Source organism: Blastopirellula sp. SH421, assembly GCF_057808535.1.
On sequence record NZ_CM173712.1, the window covers coordinates 4,575,735 to 4,593,918 of the forward strand.

6 protein-coding genes and 1 tRNA gene are annotated in these 18,184 nt (G+C 55.8%); 6 read left to right on the forward strand and 1 reads right to left on the reverse strand.

Annotated elements, in window-relative coordinates; translation table 11 throughout:
* Window positions 1-60: 60 nt before the first annotated feature.
* The 5 genes from SH421x_RS18575 to SH421x_RS18595 all read left to right on the forward strand — a co-directional run bounded on the left by SH421x_RS18575 (window position 61) and on the right by SH421x_RS18595 (window position 17,576).
* A complete protein-coding gene (locus SH421x_RS18575; RefSeq protein WP_488851293.1) occupies window positions 61-2,502 on the forward strand; it encodes a DUF1592 domain-containing protein in 2,442 nt (813 codons plus the stop codon).
* Between the two features lie 3 nt (window positions 2,503-2,505).
* Window positions 2,506-3,906 carry a DUF1552 domain-containing protein gene (locus SH421x_RS18580; protein ID WP_488851295.1) on the forward strand — a complete coding sequence of 467 codons (1,401 nt, stop codon included), beginning with the start codon at window positions 2,506-2,508 and terminating at the stop codon, window positions 3,904-3,906.
* A gap of 5 nt (window positions 3,907-3,911) precedes the next feature.
* Window positions 3,912-5,057 carry a hypothetical protein gene (locus tag SH421x_RS18585; protein ID WP_488851297.1) on the forward strand — a complete coding sequence of 382 codons (1,146 nt, stop codon included), beginning with the start codon at window positions 3,912-3,914 and terminating at the stop codon, window positions 5,055-5,057.
* A gap of 341 nt (window positions 5,058-5,398) precedes the next feature.
* A complete protein-coding gene (locus SH421x_RS18590; protein WP_488851299.1) occupies window positions 5,399-6,526 on the forward strand; it encodes an Lpg1974 family pore-forming outer membrane protein in 1,128 nt (375 codons plus the stop codon).
* Window positions 6,527-6,797: 271 nt separating this feature from the next.
* A complete protein-coding gene (locus tag SH421x_RS18595) occupies window positions 6,798-17,576 on the forward strand; it encodes an Ig-like domain-containing protein (protein ID WP_488851301.1) in 10,779 nt (3,592 codons plus the stop codon).
* Window positions 17,577-17,628: 52 nt separating this feature from the next.
* Here the strand turns inward: SH421x_RS18595 and SH421x_RS18600 are convergent.
* A tRNA-Ser gene (locus SH421x_RS18600) sits at window positions 17,629-17,708 on the reverse strand.
* A 268-nt stretch (window positions 17,709-17,976) separates the two neighbouring features.
* Here SH421x_RS18600 and SH421x_RS18605 point away from each other — a divergent pair.
* Window positions 17,977-18,165, forward strand: coding sequence for a DUF6800 family protein (locus SH421x_RS18605; protein ID WP_488851303.1), 189 nt, complete (start codon window positions 17,977-17,979; stop codon window positions 18,163-18,165).
* Window positions 18,166-18,184 lie beyond the last annotated feature (19 nt).

The window sequence follows — 18,184 nt, forward strand, 5'->3', positions numbered from 1 at the left end:
CTATAACCAGAGGTCTCGCCTCCCTGATTTCATTCCCGCCTTTCCTCCCACAAATCTGCCATGCCGCGATGGTGTCTCCTGTTCGTTGTTGCGCTAATGCTGGGGGCAATCCTATCCGCCCCTCCGTTATCGGCCGCAGCACCGGACCATCTCGCTTTTGACAAAGCGATTCAACCGTACCTTCGTCAACACTGCATTCGCTGCCATGGCGCGGAGTTGCAGGAAGGGAATTTTCGGATTGATACGCTTGCGAGCGATGTCGGCGAAGGGAACTCGGCCAATAAGTGGCGCGAGGTAATCGAAAAGATCAACAACGGCGAGATGCCGCCAGAGGACGAGCCGGAACTCCCTTCGGCCGAGCAAAATGCCGAGATCGTCGAATGGTTGGCGACGCGAATCGAAGAAGGCAAAGCGGCTCGGCTCGCGAAACGACAACCGGTTTCGTTTCATCGCCTAACGCGGGAAGAATATGCCAATACAGTCGAAGATCTGCTAGGAGTTCGGTTTGGCGTCGCCGATCCGAGCGGTCTCAACGAAGACGCCCAGTGGCATGGTTTCGAGCGAATTGGCTCGGTCTTGTCCCTCTCTGCATCGCATATCGAAAAGTACTACAGCGCCGCTGAACAGATCCTGGAAGAAGCTTACCCCACGCGACCGATCGAATCGAAGGTTCTGCGAAAGCGTGCACTCGATTTGCGGGGCGGTCCCAGCGGCGAACAAATCAAAGCGTTAGAGGCGAACGGTTTGGCCGACAAAGTGCGTGTCGATATGTGGCCAGGGCACGAGATCCAAGGAGGTCGACCTGGCCCCGACAGCGCCATGTTAAAGAACGGTGGGATTTTCAAAGTTCGCATCCAGGCCAGCGGGCTGAAACCATCGGGCGGCCGGGCTCCGCATCTGACCTTTTATGCAGACAAGATCGATCGTTTGCTGTTTGAGCAGGACATCTTGGCGCCGGAAGACAAGCCGACGATTGTCGAGTTTTTGGTTGATTTACCCGCCGGAGGACATACCTTCCAACTGACAAATGCGGTCCCAGGCCCGTCCAACTTACCCCGTTCCGGACGAAGCGGCCAAACGCCGTTTTTCAGCCTAAAAGAGGGTCGAATCCCTTGGCAGATCAAACTAACCGATGAAGAAGGATCGCCGCTTTATCCGTTTTTGATTGTCGACTGGATTGAGTGGGAAGGCCCGCTGCAACCTGAGGACGTGAAGGAGCGGAGAGCCCGGTATATGCCGGCAAACGATGGCGACATGGACCAGGCGCGGACTTGCCTAACGCGATTTTGCGAAGCGGCGTTTCGGCGTCCTGCCGACCCGGCGGAAGTCGACCCGTACTATCAAATTGTCGCCAACGAAATCACCGCCGGCGCCGACTTTCGTCAAGCGATGAAGACCGGGATGCTGGCGATTCTCTGCTCGAAGAATTTTTTGTTTGTGGTCGAAGGTGACGTTGCGAATCCAGAGGTAAATCTGAACAACTTTGAAATCGCGACGCGGCTCTCTTATCTGTTTTGGAGCACGATGCCGGATGACGAGCTATTCACGCTGGCGCGCGAGGGCAAGTTGCATGAACGGCAGGTATTAAAAGCACAAGTCGAGCGGATGTTAGCCGACAAACAGGCCGAAAAGTTCTGTCATGATTTTCCGCGGCAATGGCTTCAGCTGCAAAAGCTGGGGATGTTTCCGCCCAACAAAGAACTCTATCCCGATTACGACCCGCATCTGGAACGGAGCATGAGCGGCGAGACGTTCACTTTCTTCCAAGAGGTGCTGAACAAAAATCTGACTCTCCGCGAATTCATCGATTCAAACTGGACCATGGTCAATCCGCGACTGGCGATCCACTATGGAATTGACGGAATTGAGCAAGATCAATTCCAGCGTGTAGCCCTGGCCGAAGGGGATCAACGCGGCGGACTATTGACTCAGGCGGCGGTTTTGTCCCTTACATCTGACGGCACGCGTCATCGCCCGGTTCATCGCGGCGTCTGGGTGATGCAATCGGTCTTTGGCAAAACGCCTCCCCCGCCGCCGGCGAATGTGGAAGCAATCGAACCCAATCCGGTTGATTCTCCCAAGGCGACCATTCGCATGAAGCTAGAAGCACACAAGCACGATCCCAACTGCGCGGCATGCCATCGCAAGATTGATCCACTGGGGTTCGCTTTTGACAACTTTGACGCGATCGGCAAATGGCGCGATCAAGAAGTCGTTCCCCAGGGACAAGGCGCTAACCCGACGGTCGACGCCAGCGGTGAGTTGCCGGATGGTCGCAAGTTCGCTACGCCGCACGAGTTCAAGCAGTTGCTGCTAGCTGATATGGAGGCTTTCAACCGGACCTTTATCGAAAAAATAGCGACTTACACCCTGCGTCGCACGATGACCGTCGACGACCGGGCCGACCTGGAAGCGATCGCAAATCAAAGCAAGGATGCCGATTACCGCGTGCGTGATCTGGTAGAAGCGCTGGTCCTATCCGACCTATTTCAGAAACGGTGACTTATGAGCCATTTCAATTTCAAGCGGTGGAAAATCAACCGCCGTCACGCACTTCGAGGGCTGGGAGCTTCACTGGCCTTGCCGCTGCTCCACTGCATGGAGCCAGGCAAACAGGCTGCGGCAGCCGACCAGGAAAAAGCAGGACCTTCGGCCGACAAACCCAAACGCTCGGTCTTCGTTTACATTCCTAACGGCGTCAACACGCTTACCTGGCAGATTGAAAAGTCAGGCGCCGACTATCAGCTGAGCGCCCCACTGCAATCCCTCGAAGCGCATCGCCAACAGATCACGCCAATCAGCGGCTTGCATCATCCTCACGGACTTGGCCAGGCGCACGAGTGCGACAAAATCTGGCTGACTGCGGCCAAGATCAGCCAAGAAGGAGGCGCCTTCCGGAACTCGATCTCGGCCGATCAGTTAATGGCCGAGGCCACTTCTCCGCACACCCGGTTTTCTTCGTTGGAACTTGCGATTACCGGTGGCTCGCTCGCCTGGTCGCGCGACGGAATCCCGTTGCCTGCTGAACGTCGCCCGAAACAGATCTTTGATCGCCTGTTCGGAGTCGAACCTGGTGGCGCCGAAGCAGCCAAACGCAATCTCAATCGCCGCGGCAGCATCCTGGACACGCTGCTGGAAGACGCCGACCGCTTCCGCAAACAGATTGGCTCGGAGGATCGCGACAAACTGGACGAGTATCTGCACGCGGTTCGCGATGTTGAAAAACGAACGCAACGCAGCTACGAATGGCTCGATATCCCCAAGCCATCGGTAGCGGCGGAAACCAAGGCCAAGCTGACTCGTGATATTCCGCAGACCGACGCCGGCGACTACTACCGCACCATCTATGATTTGATGGTGCTGGCATTGCGTACGGATATGACTCGCGTGATCACTTGCATGAGCGGTAGCGAAAGCAACGGCCTGGCGATCCCCGAGATCGGCGTCATGCAGACGCGACATGAGCTTTCGCATCACAACGGCGATCCTGAGCAACTTCGACGGCTAACGCTAACGGACACTTTTTTGGCCGAGCAACTCTCTTACTTCCTCACTCAATTAAAATCGTACCACGAGGAAGATGGCGAAACCCTGCTGGATCGCACCATGGTCCTCTTTGGCAGCGGTATGGCATACGGTCACAGTCATGGAAACGCCAACCTGCCGATGGTTTTGGCCGGCGGTTCGGCACTTGGCTTGAAGCATGGTCAGCACGTCGATTTCAATCTCCCCACACTGGGAACCTATAATTTAGCTGACGCCAAAACTCACTACGGCGTCTGTTCGCGTCCAATCGATAGTGACGCGCATCTCAGCAATCTGCTGCTGACAATGATCCAAAAGATGGACATTCCGGCAGAATCCTTCGGCGACAGCAACGGCGTAGTTTCAGAAATATTAGGATAATTCGCGTGCGAAATTTACTCTGGCTGATGTTGTCGCTACTCGGATTTTCCTGTGCCGAAATGCTATCGGCTCAAGAGCCATTTCGAACGGATGCGAACCAAGACGAGAAACTCGCCTGGTATCAGATCGAACCGCACACGTTTCCGCCGGCAGATTCGGCCCATTATTTTACCGGTGAGCTGATCGAGCAGGACCATGTCCATCGGACGGGTGCGCTACGAGTTTCACGCACCGACAAGCAGCGTCGCCACAACTGGGATACGCCGATTAGCTTCCGCATGCTCCCCTATGGATCGCTGATGTATCACGGAGCGCCGACCGCTTTGCGTGATATTCCGATCGGCACGCATCTGCATGGCTGGTTTTATCCCAAAAACAAAGACGAAGTCATTCCCAAGATCTACTTCAACCGCCAAAGCATCGAGCACGATTTTTCTCAAGCCTACCGGCTACTCGACGATTTCAGCTACTACGACCAGCAGAAACAATTGTTTAAGGTCGAATCGGTTGACCTGACAACGATGAAATTGGTGCTGCGCGGCGTCGACGTTGAATCCGACAAGCAGGCAGAGGCCCCCCTCGAAATTGATCTCACGCCGGCGACCCGAGTCTTCTTCGGCAAACAGTTTGGCTCCCTCGCAGATATCAAAGCCGGCCAAAGAGTATTGTTCAATCTAACCTGGGCGACCCTGTATGGCGCCGGTCGCTGCACCGACATTTGGCTGGACGAGGAAAGTCGTGAGTTGGCTCGCCAACAACAATTAGAGCAACATCGGTTACACCTAAAATACCGTGGAGTACCGGGCTGGATCGATCAAGTCGACAACCAACAGCGGATCGTTACCGTTACCCTGTTTGCTGGCGTCGATCCGCAGCTGTTAGCCGACTTTCACCTGAAGTCGACCATCACCGGCGTGGTCGCCGAAGCCACCTTACAAAGCTATGACCAGGTGAACGACCGCAAGAGCGGCCCGCTACTAGCAATCACAGAAGTCGAACAGTTGCCCGGCAGCAGCGGCATGCAAGTCAGTTTTCAACCGCAACTATTGCTCGAAGGGTTTCGGCCTGGTCGTATCATCCGGCTGTTTCCCAGTGGTTGGCCCATCGTCACCATTCCACAAGACGAGACTCTCTGGCCCGAGCGCGGATAGTGGTGCTGACGCTTGCTGTCTCCCTCTCCAACTGTCTGGCGCCTGGCTTGGCTTGCATCGCATCTCAAATAGCCCGACGGATCACTGCGAAACGCTCCCTTTCAGTCGTAATTTTTGCTAGCAGCGATTGCGTTGCTTGCTGATCTCTTCGCCGAAAATATGCCGTAACCGGCCGGATATTTTCACAGCGCTCTCTCGCTTTACTAACCCGCAAAACCATAGTCCCTCTTTATTGTGGATTGGCTCGAAAAAATTGGCCTTGTAAGCGGTAAAGGCCGATCTCCTGAAATAAGTACTGAGTCTATAAAAATCGATACCGCTACCAGTCGAAGGTGAACCCCATGCTGAGGAACTTTTCGTATCTCGCACTAGCGCTATTAGCGTCTACGCCTGCTTATGCTCAACAGCCTTCGGTTGACTCAACACATGCGCTGGGAAATTTCTCCAATTCCATCTTCATCAGTGACAGCCCGCCGCTGCCGACCAGCGCCGAGCCTTCAATGATCCAACCGGTTTCATACGAAGCGATGTCGGCTGCTTGCAATTGCAATAGCTGCAACGCGAGCGGTTATGATGCCTGCTGTTGCGATCAACGCTGGACCCATCGCAGCGGCGGCTACGGTCAGTTTCTATACTTGCGAGCTCGCGACGCAGAAGTCGCCTATGCTCAAGTTCGTGACGGAGCGACGCCGTTCGGTCGCACCGCCGTCGCCGATCCTACCTACGACGCTGGCGTGAAGATCGGCTTCTGGAGCGCCTGGGACAGTTGTTCCAGCATCGGTGCTTCTTACACCGGATTTCGCAGCGAGACAGACAGCCAATTGACGACCAACGCTCCGCTCTCGATTGCGTCGCTGGTCATTCATCCTGGCTCCGTGGCGGCTGGCTCCACCGGATTGCTGGCCAACGCATCGCTCGACATTGACTTTGATCAAGTCGATGTCACCTATCGCCACATTTGGGCCGTAACCGAAACCTCCGCCGTCAACTGGCTCGCAGGCGTTCGCTACGCTCAATTGCAGCAAGATTTCAATTCAAACATCTCTATCAACGGAACCACAACGGTTCAGTCACAACTTGACTTTGATGGGGTCGGCTTTACGCTTGGTTTTGACGCCGAACGCTATGCAGCTTGCAGCGGCTGGCTCATCTACAGCAAAGGCAACGCCGCATTTTTGGCAGGCGAATTCAGCGGCAACTACAGCCAATTTGACTCGACTGATCCTCTAGAAGTTCAAACCGATTGGAAAGCGGGCCGTATTGTGCCGGTTCTCGACCTTGAACTGGGCGTCGGCTGGACCGGGTGCAATAACCGTCTACGTCTGACCACGGGCTACATGGTCCAAGCTTGGTTCAACACGGTAAATACAGATACGTGGATTCAAGGAGTGCAAAGCTCCAACTTTACGGGCTTAAATGACACGATGACGTTCGACGGCCTGACCGCCAAAGTTGAATATCTGTGGTAAATCACGCCACAAACGGCGAATAGCGGAATTTAAGAAAACGGAACCTTCCATTCAAAGAAGGTTCCGTTTTTTTATGCGCCGATTTGGCCGCCCCCCCAGGAATCGACTTGAATGCTCCCCCCGATCTGCTTATGATCGGAGTCATATCTTTCCTAAACATCCCAGTCGATTCTGTCATTACATTCCGAATGACCGGCAAATTCGACAATATTAGCGGTGTTCAGGGAAGCTCAATGATGAATCTCACCAGAGCATAAGGCGACCGATCGACATGGGCTCTTTCCTAAACGGCAAACAACGCAAGACGAATTCTAGCAACAAATTGCGCAAAGCACGCAAACGTCAAGCATTGCAGACGGAGCACTTGGAAGCCCGGCAACTATTGGCTGCCGATGTGTTTGTCAACGAAGCGTGGGTTGGTTTGGCGCCTGGCATTGATCCCGATGGAGCAGGGGTAGGAGCAACCGCGATCGGCGTTGATGCCTTTGTCACCATTCAAGCAGGGGTGGATGCGGTCGACGCAGAGGGAACCGTCACCGTCGACGATGGTACCTATAACGAAAACGTCACGATCAATAAGAATCTGACGCTGCAATCGGTCAACGGACGCGGCAGTACAACGATCGATGGGATCAACGGCGGCGGCGGACTGGGCACGCTGTTTATTAAGAGCCCCACCACGGCGCTGACGATTGATGGATTTACCATCCTGGGGATTGATGGGACCCCTGGCCTAGAAAATGCGGCGGTCTATTTTCAGGGCAACCACTCGGGCGCGAAGATTCTGAACAACGAGATTGTCGCGCGCGGCGACGCTGGCCTGATGACGGAGTATTCGGCCACGATTGATAACTTCTTGGTCGACGGCAATATTTTCTCGGGTCAAACCTTTCTGGATCCCAACCCCGGTGGAGAAGGATTCGGCTCACAGTTCACGACCCCCAACGTGCCGCGTCAGTTGGTCATCTTCGGAGGTGGAACCGGCGGCGGAAACACCTCGAATATCACCTTCACCAACAATCAAATCACCGGCACCGCCGGCGGTGTGAATGACTTGATGCAGGAGCAAGGGAACACGCTGGTCACGATTGACGCGAAGGGCGCGACGATCAGCGACAATACCTTTGAGGGAACCACCACTCGCTACGGCAGCAGTCTGCGTGCTCGCGGCGACGACACCAAGATCGAAGACAACTACTTTGATCTGACGAACCAGAGCGATACGACCAACGCGATGTATCTGTTGGGCGCCGGTGGGAAGCTGGCCACCGATCCCGAAACGCTCGGTGATATCCTCAATAACAATTCGTTTTCGACGCCGGTCTTCGCCAGCGGGGACGGGATTGTCGAAGTCAGCTCTATCCAAAATGTCATCAATGCGTCGACCGCTGGCGATGTCTTGCTCTTTAGCGGCGAATTCACCGAAAACGTCATCGTCGACAAAGCGATTTCGCTGGGGGGCGACTTTAAACTGAATGGAACGCTCGACGTCACCGCAGCGGGCGCGATCCTCTCGGCCGGCTTCAGCCCCGGCATTATTGCCTCCGGCGATCTGACGCTAACCCCGGCAAGCCTGCTTGCCGTCGAATTCAACAACCTCGGAGTTGCTGGAGTCGACTTCGATCAATACCAGGTCACCGGTACCGTCGATCTCGGCGGTTCGACCCTCTCGCTCAGCGGCGCAGCACTCGGCCTGATGCTTGGTGATCAGATTACGATTATCGACAACGATGGAACCGCCGACGCCGTCACCGGCACGTTCGCCGGATTGGCCAACGGCGCTCTGGTGAGCCTGAACAGCGAAGATTATCGCATCTATTACAATGGTGGCGACGGCAACGATGTTGTCCTGGTCCGCGATACGCTGGCGTCGCCTGCCGTATTGGTGGATGACGACTTCGCAACGGCTGCGTCTGGCGAGGAAGTCAGCCCTGGCTTCTTCTATCTGGTCAATGCCTTCTCGACCATCCAAGCAGGCGTCAACGACGTTGCCGCAGGCGGCACGGTGACGGTCGATGATGGGACGTATGTTGAAAACGTCACCATCAACAAGGATCTGACGCTGGAATCGGTCAACGGACGCGGCGCCACAACGATCGATGGCCTGGACGCTGGCAGCGAATTGGGAACGCTGTTCATCAAGAGCCCAACCACAGCGCTGACGATTGATGGCTTTACCGTAATCGGGATTGACGGTACGCCGGGTCTGGAAAAAGCGGCTCTCTATTTTCAAGGGGACCATTCTGGCGCGAAGATCCTGAACAATGACATTCGTGCGCGCGGCGACGGCGGCTTGATAACCGAGTACTCGGCCACGATTGATGACTTCCTGATCGACGGCAACATCTTCTCGGGTCAGACTTTTGATGATCCGGCCATGATGGGTGGCCCTTTTGATCCCAACGGCGCCCAACAATTGGTCGTGATGGGGGGAGGAAATGATGGTGGAAATACCACCAACATTATCTTCAGCAACAATCAAATCACCGGCACGGCTGGCGACATCGGCGCATTCGTCGGCAATACGCTGGTAACGATCGACGCCAACAACGTGACGGTCAGCGGCAATACGTTTGCCGGCACGACCGCACGCTATGGGACCAGTTTCCGAGGTCGCGGCAACTCAACGACGATCACCGGCAACACCTTTGATCTCAGCAATCAAGGCGATTCGACCAGTGCGTTGTTCCTCTACAACAACGTGTCCGGCACGCTCTCGACCGATCCAGACACCTTCCAAGACGTCTTCAACAACAATGACTTTGGCCCCAACGCCTACTTTGTGAATGGGACGATCGACGTCGGCACGATGCAAGATGCGATCAACGCCGCCGCCCCTGGCAGCGTGATTTACTTTATCGGTTCCTATACCGATGCGGCTGTTGATATCAACAAAGCGATTACCGTCGCCGGCGAATTCGATCTGACTGGCACACTGACCGCCAGCGATCCGGGCGCGATTCTTTCGGCGGGGTTCAGCCCTGGGATTATTGCCTCGGGCGACCTTACGCTAACTCCAGGATCAACCCTGTCGGTTGAATTCAATAATGTGGGCGTCGCCGGGGTTGACTACGATCAATACCAAGTTACCGGGACAGTAGATCTCGGCGGTTCGACGCTGGACCTTTCTGGCACAGCGATGACGATCACCGACCTCGATCAGATCGTAATCATCGACAATGATGGAACGGCAGATCCCGTGACCGGAACGTTCGCCGGTTACGCCAATGGAGCGCTGGTCTCGTTCAACGGCGAAGACTATCGCATCTTCTACAACGGTGGCGATGGCAATGACGTCACCCTCGTCCGCGACGCCATCCCTTCCGCCAATGTTTTGGTGGATGACGATTTCGCCGGCACCGCGGCAGGCGTGGAAGTCAGCCCCGGCTTCTATTACCTGATCAATGCCTTCCCGACGATCCAAGAGGGCGTAGATGACGTCACCGTCGGCGGCGTGGTGACGGTCAATGATGGAACCTACGTCGAAAATATCCTGCTCTACAAAGAATTGACGCTGGTTTCAGCGACCGGCCGTGACAACACGACCATCGAAGGGATCTCCAACGCCATGCCGTTGGCATTGGCGACTGTTTGGATCACCTCGGATGATGTAACGCTGGGCCAAAGCGGCCAGGGCTTCACGATTGTCGGCATTGACAACGGCAGCCCAGGGCTTGAGAACGCCGCGATCTACATCCAAGGCAATAATGACGGAACCACGATTCAAGGGAATGAAATTCTAGCAAACGGCGATTCTGCGATTCTGACTGAGTACAACTTGGCGGTCAGCAATCTGTTGATCGACGACAATATCATCGGCGGAACTACCTTTTTCGTCCCACCGTCAGTCGGCCCCCAATTTACGACCAACAATGTCCCCCGCGGCTTGGTCTACATCAACGGCGGCAGCACCAACGACAACACCGGCATGACCGCCAGCATCACCTTCACCAACAATACGATTGAAGGGGTGAGCGGCGGCGTGGACAACATGGGCGTGGAAGTTGGCCAATCGCTGGTGACCATCGATTCCGATGGAGCATTCATCACCGACAATCTGTTCCAGGGAACTACGTTCGGAACGGCCACCACCTTACAAGTTCGCGGCAAGAATGCGGTGATCCTGGACAATACCTTCGATCCCAGCGCTCAAGGTGAGTTCACCAACGTCGTCTCGCTGTTGAATACTTCGACCGGCGAACTCTCGATCGCACCAGCAACGTTGTTTGACCTGGTCGCCGACAACACCTTTTTAACCGGCATGGCGGCAGCCAAGGCTTATTTTGAATTCATCCCCGGCACGACCCCTGCCGGTGATCGCATGGTGATCCGCACGCTGGATCAGAACGACGGCACCCTGCAAGGGGCGGTCGATGCGGCGAAGGATGGATCGATCCTCTACTTCCTTGATCTCTACGGCCCCTACACCGAAGATCTCGACGTCAACAAACCGGTCACAGTCGGCGGCGAGTTCACTTTGGTGGGAGAACTGAAGGCCAGCGCGGTTGACGCGACGATTAGTGCGGGCTTTAGTCCCGGCATCATCGTCTCTGGCGACATGATTCTTACGCCTGGGTCGAAGCTGACTGTCGAGATCGAGGACGTGAATACGCCGGGGACCGACTTCGATCAATACGTGGTCAACGGCACCGTCGATCTCGGAGGCGCGACGCTCGATCTTCTGGTCACCCCGCCGATCTCCAGCAAGACGCTCGGTTACGAGTTCATCCTGATCGACAATGACGGCGCCGCGGACCCGGTCGTCGGCACTTTCGCCGGCATCAACAACGGCGACGTGATTACGATTGACGGCGAGGACTACCTGCTGTTCTACAACGGTGGAGACGGCAACGACGTCACCTTGGTCCGCGACTCCGACCTGACCCCAGTTGTTTATGTCGACGACGATTGGACGACCGGGGTGGCAGCCGGTGATGAAGTATTGCCCGGCTTTTTCTTCCTGGTGAACGCTTTCCCGACGATCCAAGAAGGTGTTGATGATGTCGACACCAACGGACAAGTCCTTGTCCTGGATGGCTCGTACGCCGAAAGCGTCTTCATCACGCGCAGCGTGACGGTTGCTGGACAAGGTGCAAGCCCCGCCGCCGTGATGGTGACGCCAGCCGCTGGAAACGGTTTCCTGATCGATACGGCCGGCGATGTTCTCCTCACGAATATGCAGATCACCGCGAGCGCCGGTAACGGAGTTCAGGTTGATAACGGCGGTAACATCACGCTCGCAGAACTTGTTTTGAACAACAGTTCTGGCAGTGCGTTTGATGTCAGCAATACGACAACCCTGTCGATCCTTGACGTCGAATATGCGGGTAACGGCTCGAACAGCCAGATTAATTCGGTCGGTACGTTCAACTACGAAACGACGACCGGCGAAGAAGACATCATCGACATCAACTCGAAGTCGATCGGCGGATACGAGAACTTCCAACACAATCGCGGAGGCGCCTATCAGGATATCATCCAGTACAGCAACCTGGATGAGATGTTCGTCAGCACCTTTGATGGACTCGATCGCTTTACGATCGCGCCGCATGTGACGACGATCATCAATATCGATGGCGGCAACCCGGTCTTCGGCGACCCGGACGTACCGCCCGGCGACGTCCTAGCGTTGTTCCTGGATGGAGTGGTTAATCCCGTTGTTGGTTCAACCCCCAACGGCTCGGTCACTTCCACCAGTCACGCCAATATCAACTATGTCAGCATCGAAACAATCATCGTCCCCGATCAATACGAGGTAAATGACTCGATTGCTCAGGCGACGATCTTGGGTTCGCCAGAGACGGTGATCCTGAACAATCTCTCGATCCACGACGATTCGGACGTCGACTTCTTCCGGTACACCGCGCACTTCACCGGCAAGCTTTATGTCAATGCGTTGTTCACCAACGTTCCTGAAGGGGACCTGCGGTTGGACATCTACGATCAATCAGGCGATCTGATCGCTTCGGTGGATACGCAAGATGACAACGAGAACTTGATCATTCCGGTTGTCAGTCAGCAGCGTTACTTCATTCGCGTCTCCGGCGTCAATGACGACGTCAATCAATATGCGTTGGAGATCGAAAACTTCCAGGCCCCAGCGCCGCACGGCATTTTGATCTCGCCGTTGACTGACTCTGGCTCATCGTCTTTGGATAATGTCACCAATAGTTCGACTCCGTCGATCTACATTCAAGACGACCTGTTGCAATTTGTCGATGAAAACGGCAACGACATCGCGGAACCAGGTCTTGGCGAACTGCAGATTTTGACGGCCGCCGAAGCAACTGCCGGCTTGACCGCCGGTTATGCGGTCGAGATTTCGATCACGAACCTCAATACCGGCGTGGTGCTGCGTCGCTTCGCCAATCCGGTCGGCCCCGCCGATCAAGCGACCGTCTTCCTCTATGATCCCAACGCCTATGGCGACACGCTGATCGACGGCAATTATTTGATTTCGGCTCGCACCGTTGTCTTTGACGGCCAGACACCGGTTGCTCAGGGCAACGCCGGATTGGCGACTTCGGTACGCTTGACGGTTGACGCAGTGACGCCGGGCGGATCGATGCCGACCATGGTCTTCACTTCCGACAGCGGGACGTTGGCCGATGATGAAGTCACCAACATCCGACAGCCGATCTTCCAAGGCACCGGCGAAGCCAACACCAAGGTCTTCCTGTACGCCAACAACAACACCAATCCAATTGGCCAGGGAGTTGTCGACTCGCTAGGCAATTGGTCGGTCCAGGTCGCGCCGCTGGCCGATGGCGTTTACAGCATTCGCGCCGCTTACGAAGATTTGGCCGGCAATCGCAGCGCACCTTCACTTGGTCTGCAGATCGAAGTCGATACGCTGGCCCCCAACACGCCGTATCTAGACCTGATCACGGCGAGCGATTCGGGACAGGTTAACGATGATAACGTCACCAACGACAACACGTTGACCTTCACGATGACAACGACCGATCCGAACTCGGCGGCGCACATTTACGCGACGAACTTCCAGTTCCGGATTTACGCTCGCCCAGAAGGTGGCGCCGAATTCCTGCTTTACGATTCGTCGACCGACGGCGCCATCCCAATTGGCAACATCGCCGATGGCTTGACCGATCTCTCGCTGCTGACGCGAGAAACAGGCCTATTGGCGGATGGCCGTTACAACTTCAAGCTGGAAGTCGAAGACCGCGCCGGCAACATCAGCTCTGACTATCTACTGGGTGTTGTCGTCGACACGATCCTGCCGATAGGCGACGCCCCTGACTTGCTGGCTTCCAGCGACAGCGGCTCGCTTGACTCGGACTGGGTGACCAACATTGATACGCCGACCTTCCAGGGAACCGGCGAGGTCAACTCGAAGGTCTTCCTCTACGCCGGAGCCGAACTGGTTGGTCAAACCGTGGTCAACTCGGACGGAACTTGGGTCATCCAGTCGACCGCACTGGAAGATGGCGTCTACACGATGTCGACCGTCTTTGAAGACTTGGCCGGCAACCGCAGCGCCCCGCTGGTCGCCGCAACGCAGTTAGAAGTTGATACCTACGTGCCCAACACGCCGTATCTCGACCTGGCTGCCGAGAGTGACACAGGACGAAATGACGAAGACAACGTGACGATGGACAACACGTTGACCTTCAACATGACGACGACAGATCCCAATCAGGCGTTGCACATCTTCGACGAGAACTACCAGTTCCGCATTTATCTGCGTGCCGAAAATGGGACCGAAACGCTGCTCTACGATTCATCGGCCGAGTTTACCTCGATGGATCCATTGCTGAATGGTTTCACCGAGTTGGAGTATCTCAGCAAGACCATGGCCCAGTTGGCCGATGGCTACCATGACTTCAAACTAGAAGTCGAAGATCGCGCCGGTAACATCAGCACTGACTATCTGCTGGATGTCGTGATTGATACGCTGGCGCCGGACGCTCCGACCGTGGAGATCGACCCCAGCAGCACCGATACCGGAGTCAACGGCGATCCGAACACGCTGGCCGACAAGATCACCAGCGATTCCAACACCGGCTTTGTCGGCGACGCCGAGTCGAACTCGGTGATTCGTTTGTACGCCAATGACTCGCCGCTCGATGCAGCGACACTGGCTGCACTCAACGGCATGTCCGCAGCGGACGTGATTGCTTATCTCAACAGCAACTACACCTATCAAGGTCTCACCGCGGCATCACCGCTGGACGGCAACGACGGCAACCCAGAGGTTGGCTATTGGAGCCTGAGCGGCAAGTACGACCTGAACAATCCCAACTACTTCTCGTACGACGGATTGCGTCAGATTGTGGTCACCTCAGAAGACTTGGCCGGTAACATTTCGGTCGTCACGACGCTCGAATTGATGCTCGATACGCAAGGTCCGCAGATCGATAACATCACGGTCACCGGGGATCCCGATTATGACCTGTTTGCACCGAAGCCTGCGGTTGATGGGCCGACTCCTCCGATCACGAGTCTGACGATCGACTTTAGCGATCTTCCGGTTCGTCCCGGCGTCGACCTCTTTGCTCCCGGCAATGCTCCGGACATCACCTTTGTGCTAGACGCCTCGGCGAGTACGCTGGGTGCGATCGCCGGCACTGCGGTGGGCGACCTCAACGGCGATGGATTTTCTAATACGGTATTAGACGCCCAGATCGCTGCGATCATCCAAGCCAATCAGCAACTGATCGACGCAGGACTGGGCGATATCGCCAACGTCTCGTTGGTGGTCATGGTCAGCGGTACGGCTGTCTCGATCGACCTGGATCTGAACTCCAAGTTCACCACAGCCGGCGCCGACAACAATAACGACGGCGTCCTTGATCTGATCAACGCCTTAGAATCGGTCAATGCTGGCGGATCGGCCAACTACACGGCCGGCTTGCAAGCTGCGACGACGATCTTGCAGAGCTCGGGATTCGCCAACTCGACGGTCCTCTTCTTGGCGGACGGATTCTCTGGCACGCCGGGGGCACACGCTGCCGCCGCGGCCGACTTACAGGGAGTCGCCAAGAATATCTTTGCAATCGGTGTCGGCATGTCCGATCTGACCGAGCTGCAAATCATTGACCCCGATGCGGTCGTCTATGCGACCACCAACGACCTGCTCACCAACAGTGTCGTAGCGCCGGTCGCGGTCGATAACTACGGCTTCCTCTATCCAGCGATCTCCGACGCGACCGCTCTCCAACCTGGCGTCTTCCAGTTGATTGGCGATGCGAACGGACTTGTTCCGATCAAATCGATCACGATCACCCACGATACGACGCCGGGCTCAATCGCTCGCTCAACGGTAACACTCGAATTCTTCGAAGCGTTGCCCGATGATCGTTACACGCTGAAAATCGCCGATTCGCTTAGCGATCCTGCCGGCAACAATCTGGACGGAGAAAGCAACGCCGCCGAACCGCAAGACTCACCGTCTTTTGCGACCGGCAACGGCGTCGCTGGCGGCATGTTCCTGGGTCGCTTCACGATTGACACGCATCCCGAAATCGGCGTTGCCAGCTACGGCTCGACCGTGATTGATATCAACGGCAATTGGTATCTGGATACGCAAAATGCGGACGACACCAACGAAGATCTGACCTTTGCGATCGGCTTCACCACCGACGACGTCTTCTCGGGCCAATTCACGCCGAATGCTGGTACCGTTGCAGATGGGTTCGATCGTCTGGCCGTCTATGGTCAGGTCAATGGCAAGTACCGCTTCCAATTCGACTTTGACAATGACGGGGCGCCCGACCTTTCTGTGATTCAGAATTTGCAGATCAACGGAACACCCATCGCCGGCAACTTTGACGGAAACGCCGCCAACGGCGATGAAGTCGGCGTGTACGTCGGAGAAACCGGCACCTTCTGGATCGATACGGATCATGACAACCAGATTGATACGCCGATCGTCACCTCATTGGTAGGCAAGCCGATCGTCGGTGACTGGGATGGCGATGGAAATGACGACTTGGGCGTCTGGCGTGACGACACGTTCTTCCTTGATCTGACCGGCGGAGTCCAAAACGGCTGGGACGGCAAGGCTGACCAGACCTTCTGGTTTGGATTTCAAGGTATTCGCGAACGTCCAGTTTCGGCCGACTTCAATTCAGACGGAGTCGAAGATCTGGGACTGTGGGTTCCTGATCAAGCCAATTCGCCCGGCAGCCAGGCCGAATGGTTCCTGCTGGTCTCAGACAGCGACGTCAACGGCGACGCTCGTCCGATCTGGGAAAACCCGGCTCGCATGATCCCGCCGTCAGAAGACCCATTGGGTCGCAATGTGGCGAAGTTCCTGATCGATCCGTTTGGTCCAGACCAGCATGCCGTCTTCGGCAACAACATTGGCTTGCCGGTTGTTGGAAATTTCGATCCGCCGGTCGCGGATGAAGTGCCGCCGAATTCGCCCACGACGATTCAATTCCCCGAGCTCAACGCTCCGTCTTCTAACTCACAGTATTCGACTTGGGAAGAAGCTGCCGACTTGGACCGCGACGGTAAAGTCACGCTGAAAGACGTGTCGCTCGTGATTCGTTACCTGGGTGACAGAGTGGATGTGCCGACCAACATCGCCTGGGCTTATGACCTAGATCACGATGGGGTCATCAGTCTGGTAGATCTCACACAGATCATTCGCAAACTCGGCACGCAAGAGCAGGCAGTCGCCAGCAGCAGCACCAACTCGATGCTGGAGCCGGAGGCGCTGGATACAGCATCAACCCCGACGACAACGACATCGTACTTTGAAATCGCTCCAGCGATCTCCAGTAACGTGTCCGAGTCAAAGATCTCGACCAGCTTCGGGCTCGAAGCAGAAGATTCGAGCAGCTTGATTTGGATCCCCACCGATTTGTCGACAAGCCCGAAGACGTCGCTGCAATCGGCGACCTATCAGGCAGTCGACGCAGACGTCACCAGCTTCGCCCCAGAGACGCTGACCGAAGAACTGATTGACGACTTGCTGCTCGACTCGCTGACCAACCGCAGCGATTCCATCGAGCACGTCGGAGCCGTCGACAGCCTCTTCACCGAAGAGGACGAAGAACTAGAAGCCCTGTTCGCCCTCTAGGCGGCAGGAAACAAAAAAAGCCGGCTTGTGATTAATCACAAGCCGGCCCAAGCGGAGGCGGAGGGATTCGAACCCCCAACGGTTGCCCGCGACGGTTTTCAAGACCGCTCCCTAACCATTCGGCTCGCCTCCTGAATTTGCCCCGAATGCGAGTTTTCGCTGCCGGGGAAGGAGTTAATGTATCGACGGGACGAAGGATTGTCAACGCAACCCTTCGCTCTGTAATAGGTTACAGCGGAAACTGTCGTTTTTGCTCTGTTGGCTTCCTTAGGACCCATTTTGCTGGCATTGGTTCGCCGCTGCCGGCGACTGGTCATTGACGTAAATGCTGTCAATTGCTATCTTTATCCGTTTAACGCAACCCCAACTACCACAATATACAGAGTTCTAGGAGAGACACGTGCCGGTTATTAGCGAACGTGGGAAAGAGCTGAAACGTCGCCGTCATCGCGCGAAATCGTACACGAAATTCAAAGCGATTCTCGCGAAAAACCCGTCTGGCGAAATGAAGGCCCGCATCGCTGAAAAGCTGCGTCGCATGACTCCTTCGGCTGAAATGCTGATCAAAGAATGGAAGCTTCTCGGTTAATTCCGACGGCTGATCCAGC